The organism is Pseudomonas sp. C2.3V, from assembly GCF_058536325.1.
This window is the reverse complement of sequence record NZ_JBZUBN010000001.1, coordinates 3,104,075-3,122,410: the sequence shown is the minus strand read 5'-3', so window position 1 is coordinate 3,122,410 and position 18,336 is coordinate 3,104,075. Positions and strand designations below refer to the sequence as shown.

19 protein-coding genes and 1 pseudogene are annotated in these 18,336 nt (G+C 53.7%); 12 read left to right on the top strand and 8 right to left on the bottom strand.

Annotated elements, in window-relative coordinates; all coding sequences use genetic code 11:
- The first annotated feature begins 93 nt into the window (after window positions 1–93).
- Window positions 94–1,074, top strand: coding sequence for an IS5-like element ISPa16 family transposase (locus AC4LF3_RS14910; protein ID WP_112297562.1), 981 nt, complete (start codon window positions 94–96; stop codon window positions 1,072–1,074).
- A gap of 401 nt (window positions 1,075–1,475) precedes the next feature.
- Here AC4LF3_RS14910 and AC4LF3_RS14905 read toward each other — a convergent pair whose 3' ends face one another.
- The gene (locus tag AC4LF3_RS14905) at window positions 1,476–2,150 is read right to left on the bottom strand and encodes a PilZ domain-containing protein (protein ID WP_286787439.1); all 675 of its coding nucleotides are present in this window, start codon (window positions 2,148–2,150) and stop codon (window positions 1,476–1,478) included.
- 106 nt (window positions 2,151–2,256) lie between these two features.
- Window positions 2,257–3,033 (bottom strand): peroxide stress protein YaaA, encoded by a 777-nt coding sequence (gene yaaA / locus AC4LF3_RS14900; RefSeq protein WP_010795364.1) that lies wholly within the window; start codon window positions 3,031–3,033, stop codon window positions 2,257–2,259.
- A 378-nt stretch (window positions 3,034–3,411) separates the two neighbouring features.
- Here yaaA and AC4LF3_RS14895 point away from each other — a divergent pair, with 378 nt between their 5' ends.
- The 5 genes from AC4LF3_RS14895 (at window position 3,412) to AC4LF3_RS14875 (ending at window position 6,507) form a co-directional block, all read left to right on the top strand.
- Entirely contained in the window at window positions 3,412–4,803 is a 1,392-nt protein-coding gene (locus AC4LF3_RS14895) for a PhoH family protein (RefSeq protein ID WP_491835616.1), read from the top strand.
- Window positions 4,804–4,904: 101 nt separating this feature from the next.
- Window positions 4,905–5,381 (top strand): cyclic pyranopterin monophosphate synthase MoaC, encoded by a 477-nt coding sequence (gene moaC, locus AC4LF3_RS14890; RefSeq protein WP_010795362.1) that lies wholly within the window; start codon window positions 4,905–4,907, stop codon window positions 5,379–5,381.
- Complete coding sequence (locus AC4LF3_RS14885; RefSeq protein ID WP_019364206.1) at window positions 5,378–5,629, top strand: MoaD/ThiS family protein; 252 nt, start codon at window positions 5,378–5,380, stop codon at window positions 5,627–5,629. The genes moaC and AC4LF3_RS14885 overlap by 4 nt, the downstream gene beginning before the upstream one ends.
- A 2-nt stretch (window positions 5,630–5,631) precedes the next feature.
- Window positions 5,632–6,081, top strand: coding sequence for a molybdopterin synthase catalytic subunit MoaE (gene moaE / locus AC4LF3_RS14880; protein ID WP_150346832.1), 450 nt, complete (start codon window positions 5,632–5,634; stop codon window positions 6,079–6,081).
- A gap of 36 nt (window positions 6,082–6,117) precedes the next feature.
- Entirely contained in the window at window positions 6,118–6,507 is a 390-nt protein-coding gene (locus tag AC4LF3_RS14875) for a DUF3592 domain-containing protein (protein ID WP_434154431.1), read from the top strand.
- A gap of 44 nt (window positions 6,508–6,551) precedes the next feature.
- Here AC4LF3_RS14875 and rhlB read toward each other — a convergent pair whose 3' ends face one another.
- The 3 genes from rhlB to AC4LF3_RS14860 all read right to left on the bottom strand — a co-directional run bounded on the left by rhlB (window position 6,552) and on the right by AC4LF3_RS14860 (window position 9,912).
- Window positions 6,552–8,003, bottom strand: a complete 1,452-nt coding sequence (gene rhlB, locus AC4LF3_RS14870) for an ATP-dependent RNA helicase RhlB (RefSeq protein WP_010795358.1) — start codon at window positions 8,001–8,003, stop codon at window positions 6,552–6,554.
- Between the two features lie 105 nt (window positions 8,004–8,108).
- Window positions 8,109–9,047, bottom strand: coding sequence for a GGDEF domain-containing protein (locus tag AC4LF3_RS14865; protein WP_037030444.1), 939 nt, complete (start codon window positions 9,045–9,047; stop codon window positions 8,109–8,111).
- Between the two features lie 205 nt (window positions 9,048–9,252).
- Window positions 9,253–9,912: an alpha/beta hydrolase gene (locus AC4LF3_RS14860; RefSeq protein WP_434134680.1), complete on the bottom strand. Its 660-nt coding sequence runs from the start codon at window positions 9,910–9,912 to the stop codon at window positions 9,253–9,255.
- Window positions 9,913–10,314: 402 nt separating this feature from the next.
- Between AC4LF3_RS14860 and AC4LF3_RS14855 the strand changes: the two genes are divergently transcribed.
- The 6 genes from AC4LF3_RS14855 to AC4LF3_RS14830 all read left to right on the top strand — a co-directional run bounded on the left by AC4LF3_RS14855 (window position 10,315) and on the right by AC4LF3_RS14830 (window position 15,865).
- The gene (locus AC4LF3_RS14855; protein WP_491835613.1) at window positions 10,315–11,343 is read left to right on the top strand and encodes an amino acid ABC transporter substrate-binding protein; all 1,029 of its coding nucleotides are present in this window, start codon (window positions 10,315–10,317) and stop codon (window positions 11,341–11,343) included.
- Window positions 11,344–11,414: 71 nt separating this feature from the next.
- Window positions 11,415–12,590 carry an amino acid ABC transporter permease gene (locus AC4LF3_RS14850; protein ID WP_010795354.1) on the top strand — a complete coding sequence of 392 codons (1,176 nt, stop codon included), beginning with the start codon at window positions 11,415–11,417 and terminating at the stop codon, window positions 12,588–12,590.
- 9 nt (window positions 12,591–12,599) lie between these two features.
- The gene (locus AC4LF3_RS14845; protein ID WP_491835610.1) at window positions 12,600–13,697 is read left to right on the top strand and encodes an amino acid ABC transporter permease; all 1,098 of its coding nucleotides are present in this window, start codon (window positions 12,600–12,602) and stop codon (window positions 13,695–13,697) included.
- A 13-nt stretch (window positions 13,698–13,710) separates the two neighbouring features.
- The gene (locus AC4LF3_RS14840; protein WP_010795352.1) at window positions 13,711–14,478 is read left to right on the top strand and encodes an amino acid ABC transporter ATP-binding protein; all 768 of its coding nucleotides are present in this window, start codon (window positions 13,711–13,713) and stop codon (window positions 14,476–14,478) included.
- A gap of 131 nt (window positions 14,479–14,609) precedes the next feature.
- A complete protein-coding gene (locus AC4LF3_RS14835; RefSeq protein WP_239381564.1) occupies window positions 14,610–14,876 on the top strand; it encodes a GIY-YIG nuclease family protein in 267 nt (88 codons plus the stop codon).
- A gap of 53 nt (window positions 14,877–14,929) precedes the next feature.
- A complete protein-coding gene (locus AC4LF3_RS14830; RefSeq protein ID WP_312508825.1) occupies window positions 14,930–15,865 on the top strand; it encodes a glutathione S-transferase family protein in 936 nt (311 codons plus the stop codon).
- 43 nt (window positions 15,866–15,908) lie between these two features.
- On the opposite strand, the gene yejK is transcribed toward AC4LF3_RS14830, so the two are convergent.
- From yejK to AC4LF3_RS14815, 3 genes and pseudogenes are all read right to left on the bottom strand, one after another.
- Window positions 15,909–16,916, bottom strand: a complete 1,008-nt coding sequence (gene yejK, locus AC4LF3_RS14825; protein WP_019364196.1) for a nucleoid-associated protein YejK — start codon at window positions 16,914–16,916, stop codon at window positions 15,909–15,911.
- A gap of 84 nt (window positions 16,917–17,000) precedes the next feature.
- Window positions 17,001–17,893 (bottom strand): annotated as a pseudogene (gene rlmF / locus AC4LF3_RS14820) (23S rRNA (adenine(1618)-N(6))-methyltransferase RlmF).
- Window positions 17,894–18,005: 112 nt separating this feature from the next.
- On the bottom strand, window positions 18,006–18,302 hold the full coding sequence (locus AC4LF3_RS14815) for a winged helix-turn-helix domain-containing protein (protein WP_010795347.1): 297 nt from the start codon (window positions 18,300–18,302) through the stop codon (window positions 18,006–18,008).
- Between the last annotated feature and the right edge of the window lie 34 nt (window positions 18,303–18,336).

The following is an 18,336-nucleotide window of genomic DNA, read 5'->3' as shown; positions in this document are numbered from 1 at the left end:
GTTACCGCTGATTAGAATGATAATTTAGGGAAGGTCTGAAAAAGACTTCCCGAATCTGGTGAAATACGCCGATCCCGCCAGCCGAGTTTTTCCATGAAGCAGATGACCTTCGCCGACGCCGAGTACGCCAGCAAGCGCAAGCAGACCCGTAAGGAATTGTTCCTGATCGAGATGGATCAGGTGGTGCCGTGGAAGGGATTGATTGCCCTGATCGAGCCACACTACCCAAAGGGTGAAGGTGGTCGTCCAGCCTATCCGCTGATGGCCATGTTACGTATCCATCTGATGCAGAACTGGTTCGGCTACAGCGACCCGGCCATGGAAGAAGCGCTCTACGAGACGACCATCCTGCGTCAGTTCGCCGGGCTGAGCCTGGAGCGCATTCCCGACGAAACCACCATCCTCAACTTCCGTCGCTTGCTGGAGAAACATGAGCTGGCAGCCGGCATCCTCGGCGTAATCAATGGCTACCTGGGGGATCGCGGCCTGTCGCTGCGCCAGGGCACTATCGTCGATGCCACACTGATCCACGCGCCCAGCTCGACCAAGAACCAGGACGGCAAGCGTGACCCGGAAATGCACCAGAGCAAGAAAGGGAACCAGTATTACTTTGGCATGAAGGCGCACATCGGTGTGGATGACGAGTCGGGGCTGGTGCACAGCGTGGTCGGCACGGCAGCCAACGTGGCGGATGTCACCCAGGTCGACAAACTACTGCATGGTGAAGAGAACGTCGTCTGCGCCGATGCCGGCTACACCGGCGTCGAAAAGCGCCCCGAACATGCTGGCCGCGAAGTGATCTGGCAGGTCGCAGCACGCCGCAGCACCTACAAGAAGCTCGATAAACGCAGCGCCCTGTACAAAGCCAAGCGCAAGATCGAGAAGGCCAAGGCACAAGTGCGAGCGAAGGTCGAGCACCCGTTTCGAGTGATCAAGCGCCAGTTCGGTTACGTGAAGGTGCGCTTCCGTGGCCTGGCCAAGAACACCGCTCAGCTGGTGACGCTGTTCGCGCTGTCAAACCTATGGATGGCGCGCCGACATTTGCTGACTACCGCAGGAGAGGTACGCCTGTAATGCGGGAAATGGCTGCTGCGAGGTGCTCGCGGCGGCCAAAAACGGAGAACTGAGCGGGTTACCTGGTCGATTTTGATCGACGGCCCGCTTTCAAAAGCAGCGAGGGCTGAAGTCGACCGGAAATACAGGGCTACTTCAGACCTTCCTTAGGAAGATGGCTCGAATGATTCCTTTGTGCCATCAAGGTCTTCATTGACATAGTGCTCTTAAAAAAGTTCATTAAAGCCTAAGCACTCCAAAATGCCAGGGCAGGAATCAACTGTAGTAACGCTAGTTCCTCTGAGACTTCTTTTCTGTGAATCGTTCACCGAAAAAAGTGGCTTCTTTTCTTTTTGTGATCTGGGTCAAGCCACGAAGGAGAAAAGCAGCCCTTGTTTAGAGCTGCAAGAGAGGAGGTACGGCTAGGCGTGAGAGGCAGCGAAGATCTTTACAGGGGTACCTGTATAGGCCGCGGGAATTTGTGTTCTAGGCTCAATGGTCGCAATGACTACGTAAGTGGCGCCAGCTGCCTCAAGCGTTAAGGAGGTAATGATCCCTGACCTTGGCTGTTGCTCATCGAACAGATAAAAGTCGACTGACGAGCCTGGCAGAACAAGGCGATACTCATCGAATTCAAACCGCCCTTCGATGAGTGGTACTGTTCCGCTTTCTTTTATAAGCCCGGCGGCTCCTCTGCTTAGCCGTTTCTGGGCAAATGCCGAGTCGATCATATGACTGACGGTAACGTCATCATTAAAGCGATAAGCCTCAATCAGATATTGAAGCGCAGAAAGTTCTTTGGGGGCGAGGTTATAAAAGGCGCAACCCACCCGACCTGTATCCCGGTCAACTGATTTGATTTCAAATGTTACGTCAATAGCAAGACTAAGGGAGTTGATTGAAAAAAACAGTTTGCCCTTGAGGTTATCGCCAGTACGGGCGGTAATCGATTTTGAGATAAAGCTAAATCCGCCTATGGAAAGCTCAAGCAATTGATGCTCCATGCCTTCACGGTGGGCGCCTTGATACCGGATCCTGGCTGGTAGCTGAACGCGTAGGTGTTGCCTTTGTGTAGAACTGGTGTCGGGTGCGCTCATTGGATCTATCTCCATTGTAAAATTTTCATCTGCTTTAACAAAAGCAGGCAGGCGAAACTAAGCATGATTAATAGGGAAGGCTTATATGAAGAAATTATCTGTTCATTTAAACAATATTGTCTCGCAGGAAGATCAATTTTTCCTGAGTAGAAGATTGTTCACTAAAAACATACCCTTCAACATCAAATGACTTTAAATCGGCAAGGTCTCGTAACCGGTTTTTTATAATGTAACGCGTCATGAGTCCGCGGGCTTTTTTTGCATAGAAGCTGATGATCTTGTATTGACCGCCTTTAAGATCCCGAAACTCGATATCGATAACGCGGCCCTTGAGTTGTGCACGTTTGACGGAGCCGAAATATTCGTTCGAGGCCAGGTTGATGAGAATATCGTCGCCCTGATTTTCCAACGCATCATTTAATCGCTGTGTGATGTGCGTGTCCCAGAAGGCGTAAAGGTCCTTGCCGCGTGAGTTGACCAGCTTGGTTCCCATCTCCAGCCGGTAGGGCTGCATAAGGTCCAGAGGACGCAAGATGCCATAAAGGCCGGACAGCATGCGCAAGTGCGTCTGGGCAAAGTCAAAGTCAGCGTCGTCGAAATCCTCAGCCGCTAAGCCGGTATAGACGTCACCCTTGAAGGCCAGTAGAGCCTGTTTGGCGTTTTCAGGCGTAAAGTCTGGAGACCAGCTGGCAAAGCGTGCAGCGTTAAGGCCGGCGATCTTGTCTGAAACTCCCATGAGTTTTGCGATATCGGCAGGCGAAAGCGTAACGAGCTGATTGATCAACGCTTGAGCGTCGTCGAGGCATTCAGGCTGTGTATAGCGCCGAGTGGCTGGCGGTGTTTCGTAGTCAAGGGTTTTGGCGGGTGAAATCACCATCAGCATAGTATGGAGCTCCTTTCGATTAACGGCTTATTGTAGGCCGTGCACAAAACGTAGCTCCAGTTGGAAAAAGCTATATGGCATATGAAGGTAGGAGGCTCTGTAAACAGCGGGTAAAAACTTTAGTACCACATCGGCAACGTTGCCAGTGGTATTAGCCAATAAGAAAAAAATGGTGTCCAGTTAGAAAAAAGGGGTTTTGCCTGCTCAAAGATTAGGGTATTACCAAGATGTCCGCTGCACGAACGGGGTTGCCCTTGAGTTGCAGGCTTGGCCCTGAAGCCCCGAGGTGTGGTGGCACCTTTCGCTGCGGAGCGCCGTATTGGCCTCCGTCGACTGGCCACAAGAGTCCCGTTGGGATTCTCGATGAGGTGAACGAGTATGGATGATCATGGACGCTCCCGCCCCACCCAGCCCACCCTCTATGTGCTCGACACCAACGTACTGATTCACGATCCTAATGCACTACTGAACTTCGAAGAACATCACGTTGCTATTCCGATGACGGTGTTGGAGGAGCTCGATAAGTTAAAAACCGGGAAACATAGCGTGGCTGCCGAGTGCCGTCAGGCGATTCGGCTGATTGATACCGTTCTTGCTGAGGCCTCTCCTCAGGATGTCGAAAAAGGTGTGCCCATACCGCGCGGCAAAGGGGAGACGAAAGGGTATCTCTCCATTCTGATGAACAAGCGGGCGGCCCCTGTTACCTGGCTGCCTGATAATCACAACGATAACCGCATCATCAATCAGCTGGTTGAACTGTGTACTCACCATCCCGGTGAGCGCGTAGTACTGGTAACCAAAGACATCAACATGCGTTTAAAGGCGCGGGGATGCGGGATTGATGCGGAGGATTACCATACCGATCAGCTGGTAGATGATATTGCACTGTTGTCGCGTGGCTATCACACCCTTGAAGGTTCTTTCTGGGATCGCGTCAGCAAGGTCGATTCACGGCAGGATGTAGGGCGCGTCTGGCATCGGGTACAGCTGTCTGAGAGTTTGCCGCCAATGCACCTCAATGACTTCATTATCGACGAGCAGGGGTTCGTTGGTTGGGTCAAGGCTGTTCGAGATGATGAACTCATCATTCTCGATATGCATCAGGAGCCTCTGCTGCATCAAGAGGCCTGGGGCCTTCGGCCTCGAGACATTTACCAGGGCCTAGCGTTGTTCGCTCTGTTGGATCCTGACATCCACCTGGTAAACCTGACCGGGGCCGCCGGGTCGGGGAAAACCATTCTTGCGCTGGCCGCAGCCATTGAACAAACCATGGTTACCAAGCGTTATCGTCGAATCATCGCGACGCGTAGCGTTCAGGGGCTGGATGAGGATATTGGCTTCCTACCCGGCACCGAGGCGGAAAAGATGGAGCCATGGCTAGGCGCCATTACCGACAACCTGGAAGCGCTGCATATGGATGATGAAAGTCCTCATAGCAGCGTCGACTACATCCTGAGTAAGGTGCCGCTTCAGTTCAAATCCTTGAATTACATTCGTGGGCGTAGTTTCCAGCAGAGTCTGATCCTTATTGATGAGTGCCAAAACCTTACGCCGCATCAGATGAAAACCATTATTACCCGCGCCGGTGCCGGCTCAAAAGTCATCTGTCTGGGTAACCTGGCGCAGATCGATACGCCGTATCTGTCAGCAACCAGTTCAGGATTGACGTATCTGAGCGAGCGTTTCAAGGGCTTCCCCCACGGGGTGCATATTACGTTGCAAGGCGTGCCTCGCTCGGTGCTGGCCGAGTACGCCGAAGCGCATATGTAATGACCTCCTGGCAGGAAACCGGCAAAGGATATTGCCAGTTTCCTGCTTATCCTGTTCGTCCATAGTAGAATCAAGGGCCTCTGTATAACGGAAGGCCAAACATGCTGACCCATCTTGATTCCCAGGGCCGCGCCAACATGGTGGACGTTACCGACAAGCAGGTAACGTTTCGTGAGGCTGTTGCTGAAGCACAAGTGCGCATGCTCCCTGAAACGCTGCAAATGATTCAGCAGGGCGGCCACCCGAAAGGTGACGTCTTTGCGGTGGCGCGTATAGCCGGTATTCAGGCGGCCAAGAAAACCCATGAATTGATTCCCTTGTGTCATCCGCTTCTGCTGACAGGCGTGAAAGTTGAGCTCACTGCCTGCGAGCCCGATAGCGTTCATATTCAGGCAACGTGCAAATTGTCAGGCCAGACGGGCGTGGAAATGGAAGCCTTGACTGCTGCCAGCGTGGCGGCCTTGACGATCTATGACATGTGTAAGGCTGTGGATCGGGGTATGAGTATCGAAGCGGTTCGTCTGCTGGAAAAAAAGGGTGGCAAGAGCGGCCATTTCAAAGTGGAGCACGACGCATGATCGAAGTGCATTATTTCGCGCGTTACCGTGAAGCATTGCAATGCGAGCACGAGCGCATCCAATGGCAGGATGAATTTACTCAACTAAACGATCTTCGTGCTCACCTGGTCTCCAGAGGTGGTGTGTGGGCGGATGTGTTAAGCGAGCGAAACCTGATGTGCGCACGTAACGAAGAGCTGTGCACATTGGATGAGCCGTTGGTTGACGGTGATCAAGTGGCTTTCTTCCCGACTGTAACGGGAGGTTAGACATGACCATACGAGTGCAGGCCGAGGCGTTCGATCCTGGCGTCGAAACCAGCGCAATGCATGCGGCCAATGTAGGCGTAGGTGCTGTCGTAACCTTCATAGGCTATGTACGCGATTTCAATGACGGACTGGATGTATCTGGTCTTTATCTGGAGCATTTTCCTGGCATGACTGAAAAGTCGCTGGCGAAGATCGCTCATGAGGCAAACTCGCGTTGGCCGCTACTCAAGGTGGATATCATCCATCGGGTAGGGCGTCTGGAGCCTGGTGAGCCTATCGTTTTCGTAGGTACGGCAAGCGCACATCGTCAGGCGGCGTTCGAAGCCTGTGCATTTATCATGGACTATTTGAAAACAAGGGCGCCTTTCTGGAAGAAGGAAGACACTCCCCAAGGCCCACGCTGGGTTGAAGGCAAGAGCAGCGATGTCAGCGCTGCCCAGCGCTGGACGTAGGCCCATGCTCTGACAGCGTAAAACCGGAGGGCAGGTATGGTTTGGCTGTGTGCGATGGGAGCCGTTCTTGGGCTGGTACTTGTCATAAGCCTCTGTCAGCTGTGGCAATGGCTGAAGCTGACAGACAGCGCATTGACAGACGGGTATATCGTTTCTCTGGAAAAGGCCCCACTCTATCGGCTGACATTCAGCTATCAGGTCCAAGAGCAGCGCTACAGCCTGAACTTCCTGGATACGCTAATGGGGTATTCGTCTTCCAGTCTAAAAGCCTTGGCGGAGCAGGTAGCAGTAGGCGATAGGATCAAGGTTTACTATTGCACCAGCGACCCTTCGTTCTGTTGTGTGGGCTTTAAACCAACACACAGGAGTATCGTTAAGGTCTGGTTATTGAACCTGTTGGCACCGCTGGCACCTTTTGGCTTTTGAGGCGCGCAAAGGGGAGCAGAGTGTTCGACTCCGCCCCCGAGTCGTCAGGAATGCTTGCGTGGGACTGGCTTGAGTAGCTCTGCCGGAGGCATATCACATGCGATTTTGCGGCCTAGCAATGTCTCGATTGGCGGTAGGGCAAATGCGTCGTCCTCGCCTGCAAAACTGATTGATATTCCGCTGGTACCTGCACGACCTGTACGTCCTATCCGGTGTACATAGTCATCTGGATCTTCCGGTAGCGTGAAATTGATAACGTGGCTAATGCCGTCGATATGAATGCCACGACCCGCGACATCTGTAGCGACCAGGACACGAATCTTGCCCTCACGGAAGCCTTCCAGCGTTCGGATCCGTTTATGCTGCGGAACATCGCCTGACATCTGCGCTGCACTGATGCCGTCTTTAGTCAGACGTTCCTCAATGCGACGCACCTCATCCTTGCGGTTGGCGAAAACCATCACACGTTCCCAGTTGTTCTGGCTGATGAGGTTGTATAGCAAACGATACTTGTCATCTGAAGACACTGCATATACGCGTTGGTCAACGGTCTCGCTGGCTACGTTTTCAGGCTCGATTTCCACAATGGCTGGATCGACTGTCCACTGCTTGGCAAGGTTCATGACGTCCTCGGTAAAGGTAGCCGAGAACAGCAAGGTCTGACGTTCGTTCTTGTGGGGAGTCTGGCGAATAATCTGGCGGACCTGGGGGATAAAGCCCATGTCGAGCATGCGATCCGCCTCGTCCAGAACCAAGACCTCCACCATATCCAGATGAACCTCGCCACGCTGGTTGAAGTCCAGCAAACGCCCTGGTGTTGCGACAAGGATATCGCAGAACCGCGACTCCAGCTGCTTGAGCTGTTTGTCGAAATCCATTCCGCCTACGAAGGTCATCACATTGAGGCCCGTGTACTTGGTCAGATTTTCTGCATCCTTGGCAATCTGTACAACCAGCTCTCGAGTCGGCGCAATAATAAGTGCACGTGGCTCACCCATGTAGCGCTCTTCAGGCGGCGGGGTGGTAAGCAGCTGGGTAATGGTCGAAATCAAAAACGCGGCTGTCTTGCCTGTCCCGGTTTGAGCTCGACCTATGGCATCTTGGCCTTTCAGTGTAAATCCCAGCACTTGTGCCTGGATGGGCGTGCAATAAGGAAAACCCAGGTCATGGATGGCATGCATCAGGCTGGGTGCAAGGTTAAAGTCGTGGAAGCGGACCTTGCCTTCCTGAGGCTCTACTGCAAAGTCATTAAGCGTCCAGTTGCTGACAGGCGCCTTGCGCTCGCGTCGTGGCTTTGGTGATCTGGTCGCTGCAGGTTTCCCGCTTTCTTTCTTCGGTGGCCTGGGCTGACGCTCGGCTTTCGCCTGAGTCGTGGGTTGTGCCTGTTCAGGCTGTGACGGGGTTTCGTCGCGCTGAAGGGGCGCAACCTTTTCAGGGGTGGGCTGAGGTGCTTGCGCATCTCCTTTGCCAAATAGTTTTTTTAGTGCCTTGAGCACGGTTTATCTCGTAATTTGAATAGAAATTAAGCCAGGAGTGTAAAGCAAGTTACGGGCCTGGCAAATGAGGCTTGATCGAGAGGAGGGAGGGGAGTGTTGCCTGTTTTAGCCAAACAGGCAATTTCTTCCGTTGCGCTTGGCTTCATAAAGCGCTTTATCTGCACGCTCTATGTGAGTCTCGAGCGTATCCTGTTTATGCATTTCAGCCAAGCCGATTGAAATGGTAACGCCTGGTAATTTGCCGGCAGGAGAGTAAAAGTCGGCGATACTGGCAAGGCTTTCCCGCAAACGCTCGCCAATCATTCGAGCTTCAGGCTTATCCAGCTCAGGAAGCAGAATGACAAATTCTTCTCCACCGTAGCGCGACATGCTGTCCTTAGGCCTTAACTGGGAGCGCAGGGTATTGGCTACCATGCAAAGTGCGTAGTCGCCTGCCAGATGCCCATACGTATCGTTATAGCGTTTGAAATGATCCACATCGAGCATCAACAGGCAAAGCGGCTGCTGGTTGAATGCGCAGCGGGTACTTTCGCGCTCATAGAGTTGTTCAAGGCGCCTGCGATTGAACAGGCCGGTAAGCGTGTCGACATTCGCGTTGCGCTCGGTATCCAGAATGATTCGATTGTTCTGGCGGACACGCTCACACAGGATTTCAAGCAGGTTCTGAGTAGTTTTAGGAGAATGCTCCATCAGTTGGAACAGATCCTTGCGATGCAGGCCTATGACTTCGCAGACTTCATCGGCGATCACGTACGCCGTTGGCTTGTGATTGTCGAGAAAGCTGACCTCACCTGCACAGTCGCCCTCACTCAGAACGGATACAGGTTGATTATCCAGCGACTCCAGATGAACCCTGAAGCGGCCCTGGACAATCATATAAAGGTAGTGATTATGTTCGCTGGGTGACAGAAGCATCTCGCCTGGATTCAGAACACGCTTGGTCAGCGTGCGGGCCAGTTTTTCAAGGTGCGACAGATCAACATCCCGGAACAACCGTAGATGGCGTATATGCTGAAGGTTTTCCTGCCACTGAGGAATAGCCATCATCAGCATGGCATTACAAGAGTGAAAACGGCGCCAGAAGGCATGGTCGCTCCAAAACTACAGAAAGCGGACGTATAGAGATCACTTCTTGACTGAGATAAGTAAAGAAAGTTCTTCATCCATTGTTCAGTACTGTGAGCGTTATCTTGTTTTGTATATGAACTGGTACAAAGGCTCAACGACAACAGACGTTGAGCCGTCACTCTCAAGCCAAACGGTCCTGTAACCACTTAGCGATCAAGGCGATTTCTTCCTGTGTTACTTCATGGCCCATGGGGTAGTCCTGCCATTGAACAGGCACCTGCTCCTTGGCGAGAAAATCATAGGCTTCACGTCCCAACCCCAGCGGTACGACATCATCAAGCGTGCCATGAATGCATAGCACCGGAATGTCTCGCTGAGCCTCACTGGCAAGCGTTTCCTGGAAGCCGGGTGCATAGGTCGAAAGAGCCAGTACGCCACCCAGAGGTTTGTGGGCAATGGCGAAAGCAGTATGAAACACGACTGCTCCGCCTTGTGAAAAGCCTGCTAGCACAATGCGTCGGGCATCAATGCCCATGTCCATCTGCTGCGTGATCAACTCATCGACATAGCGGGCCGACTCATCCAGTTGTGAATGATCAATGGCGCGCGCAGGTGACATGGCCAGGATGTCGTACCAGGACGGCATGGCCCATCCGCCGTTGATACTGACTGGGCGTGAAGGGGCCTGAGGCAGTACAAAACGGGTCGTCGTGAGCACGCGCTGCACTATTTCGGCCACCGGCTGAAAATCATAACGATCTGCGCCCAGGCCGTGTAGCCAGATCACGCATGAGTCTGCGGGTTGGGGGGATTCGATGATCAGCGGAGTTATTTCAGGCATGTGTGCTCCATAAAAGTGCGTTCTGATCGGCAGCGGTAACAAATGGTGCGTTAAGAGGATGTCGCATTTATATAAATTCTTTTGCAGTCTCAGTGAAGTTTACTAAGCCGCTTCGATTCTGCCATGTCGCTATAAGTGGTCCGCCTTTTGCTGTATCTGCAATGTGTGCTTTTTGATGCACCGACAGGTAACACAACGTTGTCATGTTGTCTGGTGTATTAAAGGCCACTCGGTCAAGCAAATAAAAACAAATATTTCCAGCAGCGAGCCGAGAGCGAAGGGGTTGAACCTCTCAATTCCTCGATGGTTCTTGCGATGTATACGTTGCTCTCATGGCTGCGTACAAGCCCTAAAGGGCAAGCGGGACCGGATGCTGACTTTTATAACAACTGGAGGTTATCGATGAAAATGGTGAAATCCACCCTGGCGATTCTGACCACTGCGGCTGTATTGGGTGTCAGTGGCTTCGCCCATGCAGGTGCGACCTTGGATGCCGTGAAGAAAAAGGGCTTCGTGCAGTGCGGTATCAGTGATGGTCTGCCTGGCTTCTCCTATGCAGAGGCGGGTGGCAAGTATGCAGGTCTTGATGTTGATGTATGCCGGGCAGTGGCTGCTGCCGTATTCGGTGACGCCGAGAAAGTCCGCTATTCACCATTGACTGCCAAGGAGCGTTTCACGGCGTTGCAGTCTGGCGAAATCGATATTCTCTCCCGTAATACTACCTGGACCAGTTCACGGGACGCTGGCATGGGTATGAATTTCACGGGCGTAACGTACTACGACGGCGTTGGTTTTTTGGTCAATAAGAAGCTAGGTGTTTCCAACGCTAAAGAGCTCGATGGTGCAACGATCTGCATTCAGGCGGGTACCACGACCGAACTGAACGTATCTGACTACTTCCGTGCCAATGGCATGAAGTACACCCCGATCACTTATGATCGTTCTGACGAAAGCGCCAAGTCCCTCGAAGCCGGACGTTGTGACGTACTGACGTCCGATCAGTCTCAACTCTATGCCCAGCGTATCAAGCTGGCGAACCCGGACGATTACGTGGTTCTGCCGGAAGTGATCTCCAAGGAGCCTCTCGGTCCTGCTGTACGCCGAGGTGATGATGAATGGTTTGCCATTGCAAAATGGTCGCTATTCGCCATGATCGGCGCTGAGGAACTAGGTATTACCTCTGCCAACGTGGAAGATATGGCCAAGAACGCCAAGAATCCTGATGTGGCTCGTATGCTGGGTGCCGAAGGCAACTTTGGTAACGACCTGAAGCTGCCCAAAGATTGGGCGGTTCAGATTGTCAAGCAGGTTGGTAACTATGGCGAGGTCTTCGAGCGTAACGTCGGCATGGGTAGCGCGCTCAAGATCAAGCGCGGCCTGAATGCTCAATGGAACAAAGGCGGCATCCTGTACGCACCTCCCGTGCGCTGATTTGCCTATCGCCGCGGCCTGGTTAATAGCCAGGTCGCGGCGTTTTGTTTCATCGCATCTCGGAAAACATCATGTCTAAATCAATAGGCACGTCTGGGTCGTTGATCAACGATCCGCGCGCTCGCGCCTGGGCGTTTCAGATACTGGCTATTGTGGCGGTCGCTGCACTTGGCTGGTACTTATTCAACAACACACAAACCAACCTGGAACACCGGGGGATTACCTCCGGTTTTGCTTTTCTTGAGCATAGCGCAGGCTTTGGCGTTAGCCAGAGTCTGATCGACTACAAGGAATCGGATTCTTATGGCCGACTCTTTCTGGTCGGCCTGGCGAATACGCTTCTGGTATCCATCCTGGGTATCATCCTGGCCACTGTGCTGGGCTTTATCATCGGTATTGCTCGTCTTTCGCCGAACTGGCTGGTACGTAAACTCGCCGCGATCTATATCGAGACCTTTCGCAACATTCCGCCACTGCTCCAGATATTCTTCTGGTATTTCGCTGTGTTGCGTCTGGTGCCTGGACCCCGACAGAGTCTCAGCTTCTTCGACACGTTGTTTCTGAACAACCGAGGACTGTACGTTCCAGCACCCGTGTCGGCAGAAGGTGTCGTACCGTTCCTGGTGGCGATTGCGCTAGCTGTTGTGGCCAGTATTGCCCTGGCGCGCTGGGTAAAGGTTCGGCGTGACAGGACCGGAAGAGGCTTTCCGCTGCTGATCTCGATTATCGCTTTGCTGATCGTTCTGCCAGGTTTGGCAGCCCTGATATTTGGTGCACCGTTCCATTGGACCGTTCCGCAGCTCAAAGGCTTTAACTTTCAGGGCGGCTGGGTGGTGATTCCTGAGCTGTTCGCCTTGCTGGTGGCACTCTCCGTTTATACCGCAGCATTCATTGCTGAAACGGTTCGTTCGGGTATCCAGTCGGTGAGCCATGGCCAGACCGAGGCAGCCAATTCCCTGGGGCTGAAGCCTAGTCGGACGCTACGCCTGGTCATCATTCCCCAGTCCATGCGGGTCATCATCCCGCCACTGACCAGCCAATACCTTAACCTGACCAAGAACTCATCATTAGCTGCCGGTATTGGCTATCCAGACATGGTGTCGCTGTTTGCCGGTACGGTACTGAACCAGACCGGGCAGGCGATCGAGACCATTGCTATCACGATGTCAGTCTATCTGGTTATCAGCCTGAGCATTTCGCTGTTAATGAACGTGTACAACAAGCGAATGGCTTTGCGTGAGCGATAAGAGGCGATCATGACTACACATACGTTCAAACCTGATCTGCCGCCGCCGAATCGCTCGATCGGTGCGTGGGCCTGGATGCGGGCCAATCTGTTTTCCAGCGTTTACAACACGCTGCTTACGTTACTTGCTCTGTATCTGGTCTGGCTGTTGGTTCCGCCCATGATCAAATGGGCTTTTCTGGATGCAACGTTCAGCGGGACCGAGCGTTCCGACTGCACGCCAGGAGGCGCATGCTGGGTATTCATCAAGATGCGCTTTGGTCAGTTCATGTACGGGTTTTACCCGCCGGAACTGCGCTGGCGTGTGGATGTGGCGCTGGTTCTCGCGGTTCTGGGTGCTGCACCGCTGTTCATCAAAGCGATGCCCCGAAAGGTAGTTTATGGCATCGTTTTTCTGATCGTTTATCCCGTTGTTGCCTGGGTGTTGCTGCATGGCGGCGTGCTGGGGCTCGACGCGGTGCCTACCAGCCGTTGGGGCGGCCTGATGCTGACACTGGTCATTGCCTCTGTAGGTATTGCCGGTGCGCTACCGCTGGGTATATTCCTGGCATTGGGACGTCGTTCGGAGATGCCGGCCGTACGCGTGTTGTGCGTGACCTTTATCGAGTTCTGGCGGGGTATTCCGTTGATCACGGTGTTGTTCATGTCATCCGTCATGCTGCCGTTGTTCCTGCCTGAAGGTATGAGCTTCGACAAACTCTTGCGGGCATTGATTGGCGTCATCCTGTTCCAGTCAGCTTACATTGCCGAAGTCGTGCGTGGTGGTTTGCAGGCGATCCCGAAAGGGCAGTACGAAGCGGCGTCAGCCATGGGACTGGGCTACTGGCGCGCCATGTGGCTGGTCATATTGCCTCAGGCATTGAAGCTGGTGATCCCGGGAATCGTGAACACGTTTATCGCGCTGTTCAAGGATACCAGTCTGGTGATCATCATTGGTCTGTTCGATCTCTTGAACAGCCTGCACCAAGCTACCGTTGATCCAGCCTGGCTGGGTATGTCGACCGAAGGCTATGTCTTTGGCGCATTGATTTATTGGGCTTTCTGTTTCGGTATGTCGCAGTACAGTCAGCGTCTGGAACGCCGTCTCGACACCGGCCATCGCCGCTAAGGAGCGAATCAGCATGAGTGAAAATGCCAAGACTCTGGGCATCGGTGACAAGATCATGATCCAGATGCAAGACGTGAACAAATGGTACGGTCAGTTCCACGTACTTAAGGACATCAACCTGACGGTCCGACAGGGCGAGCGTATCGTGCTCTGCGGCCCGTCAGGGTCGGGCAAGTCGACCACGATCCGCTGTATCAATCGCCTGGAAGAGCATCAGAAGGGCAATATTGTCGTTGATGATGTAGAGCTTAATGGGGACCTGAAAAACATCGAGGCCATTCGCCGTGAAGTCGGTATGGTTTTCCAGCATTTCAATCTGTTCCCTCATTTAACGGTACTGGAAAACTGTACGCTGGCCCCTATCTGGGTACGTAAGCTACCGAAGAAGGAAGCCGAAGAAGTCGCGATGCATTATCTGAAGCGCGTACGCATTCCAGATCAGGCTCACAAGTATCCGGGACAGCTCTCCGGTGGTCAGCAACAGCGTGTGGCCATAGCCCGTGCGTTGTGCATGAAGCCCAAGATCATGCTGTTTGACGAGCCTACTTCAGCGCTTGACCCGGAAATGGTAAAGGAGGTGCTCGATACCATGATAGGTCTTGCTCAGGATGGCATGACCATGCTGTGCGTGACTCACGAAATGGGTTTTGCCCGAACGGTAGCAAACCGTGTGATTTTCATGGACAAGGGTGAAATCGTGGAGCAGGCTCCGCCGGATCAGTTCTTCGATAATCCTCAAAACGAGCGTACCAAGCTCTTCCTGGGTCAGATCCTTCATTGATCCATCAAGAAAGGCGCCTTAAGGCGCCTTTCTTATAGGCTGTTCTTTTACCGGGCCAGGCGGGAGAATACAGCTACGCTCTCTGGTTGAATGGCTTGCTGTACGTGGACGCTTTACCCTTATCCTTGACCATGACTCATCCGCTGCGGCCATGGTTCGTCTACCTGGTCAGAGCTGAAAATGGCTCACTCTACTGCGGCATCAGCGATGACCCTCAACGCCGTTTCAAGGCTCACCAGCAAGGCAAGGGGGCTCGCTTTTTTCATTCAAGTCCTGCCAAGGCACTGGTCTATACGGAGCCGTGTGTAGACAAATCTGCAGCGCTTCGCCGTGAACGCGCCATCAAAAAGCTGAAGAAGAGCATCAAGGAAGCCATGGCAATGGCTCAGGGAGGATAGTCTTCAAAGGGTGGGGCGGTTACTCTGAGCTTCTACAATAAGAGGACGTGCGCATGACCGATCTCATCCTGCATCACTACTGGACCTCTCCGTTTGCCGAAAAAGTTCATCTGCTGATGGGTTTCAAGCAGCTGTCCTGGCGCTCCGTCATTATTCCCCGTGTCATGCCAAAGCCGGATCTCACCGCATTGACCGGCGGCTATCGTAAGACGCCTGTGCTTCAGGTTGGGGCAGATATCTATTGTGATACGGCGCTGATCGCGCAGCGCCTGGAGCAGGCTAAGGCCACGCCCACGCTCTTTCCAGAGGGCCAGGAGTTTGCCTGTCGCGCCTTTGCAGCCTGGGCCGATAGTGTAGTGTTCCAGCACGCCGTGGCACTGATTTTCCAGCCCGACGTCATCGCCGAGCGCATGGCCAATGTTCCGCCTGAGCAGGCTCAAGCGTTCATGGCGGACCGTAAGGCGCTTTTCGAAAAGGGAAATGCTCCTCGGGTTACAGCAAGGCAGGCGGCGCAACATTGGCCTACCCTGATGGCACGACTTGATGAGCAATTGGCGCGCAGCAGTGGCGAATACCTCTTCAATGCTCCCTCTATCGCAGATTTCTCGCTGGCGCATTGCCTCTGGTTTTTGCAGTCAGCTCGCCAGACTGCGCCTCTGGTGGACACTTATCCTGAAGTATCCACCTGGCTAGGCCGAGTGCTGGGATTCGGTCATGGCACTTATTCCGACCTGAGCGCAGAGGAGGCCATACGCATTGCGTATGATTCCGATCCTGCCCCTATTCCAGAAGGGGAAATGTTCTTGCCGGCGGGCCTTGCTCAAGGCGATCGTGTAGCGGTTTCAGCTCAGGATTATGGACTGGAGGAGGTAGAAGGTGAATTGCTCTATGCCGGGACAGAGGAAGTAATTCTAAGACGTGAGGACGAGCGTGCCGGCATTGTCCATGTTCACTTTCCCAGGATAGGATTCAATATCGAAACGCGATGAGGCTGACAGGCAGAGCGATCAGGGCTGTCACTCTGCCTGGCGGTCAGTCCTTGCGGCGCTTGATCTGATCTTTTAGCTGGGTAGGGACTTGTCGGATGATCAATACGTCCTGAGACTCGTCGTACTCTACCTTGGAGCCAAGCAGATGAGCCTCGAAGCTGATGGATAGTCCCTCGGCGCGCCCCGTAAAGCGGCGGAATTGGTTGAGGGTGCGCTTGTCTGCAGGGATTTCAGGCGCAAGTCCGTAGTCCTTGTTGCGGATGTAATCATAGAAGGCCTTGGGCTGCTCTTCACTCATCAGCTCCGACAGTTCATCCAGGGCAATGGGCTCGCCAATACGGGCCTGGGTGCTGGCATAGTCGACCAGGGTGTCGGTTTTTTCCTTGGCTTTCTCCTCAGGCAGGTCTTCGCTTTCTACATAGTCGCTAAAGGCCTTGAGCAGGGTGCGCGTCTCGCTGGGCGCATCGACACCTTCCTGGCAGCCAATGAAGTCACGAAAATAATCCGAGACCTTCTTGCCGCCCTTGCCCTTGATAAAGGAGATGTATTGCTTGGACTGCTTGTTATTACGCCATTCGGAAATATTGATGCGTGCCGCCAAATGAAGCTGCCCGAGGTCCAGGTGTTTGGCGGGCGCTACGTCCAGGGTGTCGGTTACGGTTACGCCTTCACTATGATGCAGCAGGGCAATGGCAAGGTAATCCGTCATGCCTTGCTGATAATGGGCAAAGAGAACATGGCCGCCTGTTGAAAGGTTTGAGCCTTCCATAAGCTGCTTGAGGTGCTCGACGGCCTGCTGGCTGAATGCAACAAAGTTCTTGCCGCCGTCCAGATACTCATTGAGCCAGCCACTGAAGGGATAGGCACCAGACTCCTCGTGGAACAGCCCCCAGGCCTTGTTGGGTTTGGCGTTATAGCTTTCGTTGAGATCGGCCATCAGGTTTTCGATGGCCTGGGATGCCTCGAGCTCGGCTTCACGGGCATGCAGCGTAGCGGGCTGACCGTCGGGTTTCTTGTCGATCAGGTGAACGATAGCGTGGCGAATGGGCATGGGACTCTCTATCAATGAAGCGCAGGCGACATTGCCGCGAAAATCAGATGTGGCCTGATAGTGTACCGCACCCGTGCGACGGGCTTAATCGGCATTCTTGATCCAGCGTGTGCGGCGCCATTGGTCTTGAGCATCCGGTGAAAGAAAAGTCCAGGCCACCAGCCGGCTGCGTTTCTGACCTTGGGACATGTCGATCGTACGTATATCTACCGCATGGACCTGCTTTAGAGCAGCCACCAGACTGTCGACATTAGAGACCTTGGACACCAGAGTACTAAACCAGAACACCTGCGGACCATAGCAGGCACTGTCTTCTGCCAAGATGCGTACAAAGCGGGCTTCACCGCCCTTGCACCATAGCTCAGCGCCCTGACCGCCGAAGTTGAGTACGGGCAATTTGCGCTTCGGGTCCAGTTTGCCAAGGTTTTTCCACTTGCGCTGACTGCCGCTGCGCGCCTCTTCCAGAGAGGTGTGAAAGGGCGGATTGCAGAGGGTTATATCGAAACGATCATCTGGGGCGATGATGTTTCGAAACGTGCGGTTCGGCTCGGTCTGCTGCCGTAACGATATGGCCTTGGTCAGCTGATTGCCTTGCAGGATGGTCTTGGCGGAGGCCAGCGCCGTTGCGTCGATATCGGCCCCAACGAAATGCCAGCCGTACTCATGATGGCCAATCAGCGGATAGATGCAGTTGGCGCCAACCCCTATATCCAGCGCCCTGATCATAGCGCCACGAGGAATAATACCGTCATTACGCTCAGCCAGCAGGTCTGCCAGGGAATGAACATAGTCGGCGCGGCCTGGAATGGGGGGCATAAATAGCCTTCCGGGATATCCCAGTGGGCAATTCCATAATATTGCCGGAGCAGGGCGCGATTGAAGACTTTGACAGCGGCAGGATCGGCAAAGTCGATACTTTGCTTGCCGTAGGGGTTGATGATGACGAAGGGCGCCAGTTCAGGGCAGGCCTTGATCATCTTGGCAAAATCATAGCGCCCCTGGTGACGGTTGCGGGGATGCAGAACCCCTTTATTCAGGTTGGGGGCAGCGGGGCGCTTGGGTGGCTGAGTCATGAAAAGGCTCGAACGATTAGGGGTAGCCCAGCAGGGCTTTTATGGTGGGGAGGTTGGAGCGGATCCAGCGCTTATCGATAGCGCCCCAATCACGGATGACATAATGTCCTGCATGGTTGCGAGCGCCTTCGGTCTGCTCAAATGCACAGTCGATATCCAGATCGCTCAACGCCGAAAGGGTGTCCTGTGCAGTACGTCTGGGCATGCCTGTCGCTTCCATCAGGGCCGGTACACTCGTTGCGACTCCAGAGTCGACCAGCCAGGCGACGTACAGGCGGCGGTAGAAGCTTGTCTTGGTTTTGCTTACGTCCATTGTCCAATCCTTGAGCATCCATCGATAACAAATC

Bases quoted from the DNA above. Each gene is read 5' to 3' on its own strand.
- AC4LF3_RS14910 (WP_112297562.1), top strand. From the start codon at position 94: ATGAAGCAGATGACCTTCGCCGACGCCGAGTACGCCAGCAAGCGCAAG.
- AC4LF3_RS14905 (WP_286787439.1), bottom strand. From the start codon at position 2,150: ATGAGCGCACCCGACACCAGTTCTACACAAAGGCAACACCTACGCGTT.
- yaaA (WP_010795364.1), bottom strand. From the start codon at position 3,033: ATGCTGATGGTGATTTCACCCGCCAAAACCCTTGACTACGAAACACCG.
- AC4LF3_RS14895 (WP_491835616.1), top strand. From the start codon at position 3,412: ATGGATGATCATGGACGCTCCCGCCCCACCCAGCCCACCCTCTATGTG.
- moaC (WP_010795362.1), top strand. From the start codon at position 4,905: ATGCTGACCCATCTTGATTCCCAGGGCCGCGCCAACATGGTGGACGTT.
- AC4LF3_RS14885 (WP_019364206.1), top strand. From the start codon at position 5,378: ATGATCGAAGTGCATTATTTCGCGCGTTACCGTGAAGCATTGCAATGC.
- moaE (WP_150346832.1), top strand. From the start codon at position 5,632: ATGACCATACGAGTGCAGGCCGAGGCGTTCGATCCTGGCGTCGAAACC.
- AC4LF3_RS14875 (WP_434154431.1), top strand. From the start codon at position 6,118: ATGGTTTGGCTGTGTGCGATGGGAGCCGTTCTTGGGCTGGTACTTGTC.
- AC4LF3_RS14865 (WP_037030444.1), bottom strand. From the start codon at position 9,047: ATGGCTATTCCTCAGTGGCAGGAAAACCTTCAGCATATACGCCATCTA.
- AC4LF3_RS14860 (WP_434134680.1), bottom strand. From the start codon at position 9,912: ATGCCTGAAATAACTCCGCTGATCATCGAATCCCCCCAACCCGCAGAC.
- AC4LF3_RS14855 (WP_491835613.1), top strand. From the start codon at position 10,315: ATGAAAATGGTGAAATCCACCCTGGCGATTCTGACCACTGCGGCTGTA.
- AC4LF3_RS14850 (WP_010795354.1), top strand. From the start codon at position 11,415: ATGTCTAAATCAATAGGCACGTCTGGGTCGTTGATCAACGATCCGCGC.
- AC4LF3_RS14845 (WP_491835610.1), top strand. From the start codon at position 12,600: ATGACTACACATACGTTCAAACCTGATCTGCCGCCGCCGAATCGCTCG.
- AC4LF3_RS14840 (WP_010795352.1), top strand. From the start codon at position 13,711: ATGAGTGAAAATGCCAAGACTCTGGGCATCGGTGACAAGATCATGATC.
- AC4LF3_RS14835 (WP_239381564.1), top strand. From the start codon at position 14,610: ATGACTCATCCGCTGCGGCCATGGTTCGTCTACCTGGTCAGAGCTGAA.
- AC4LF3_RS14830 (WP_312508825.1), top strand. From the start codon at position 14,930: ATGACCGATCTCATCCTGCATCACTACTGGACCTCTCCGTTTGCCGAA.
- yejK (WP_019364196.1), bottom strand. From the start codon at position 16,916: ATGCCCATTCGCCACGCTATCGTTCACCTGATCGACAAGAAACCCGAC.
- AC4LF3_RS14815 (WP_010795347.1), bottom strand. From the start codon at position 18,302: ATGGACGTAAGCAAAACCAAGACAAGCTTCTACCGCCGCCTGTACGTC.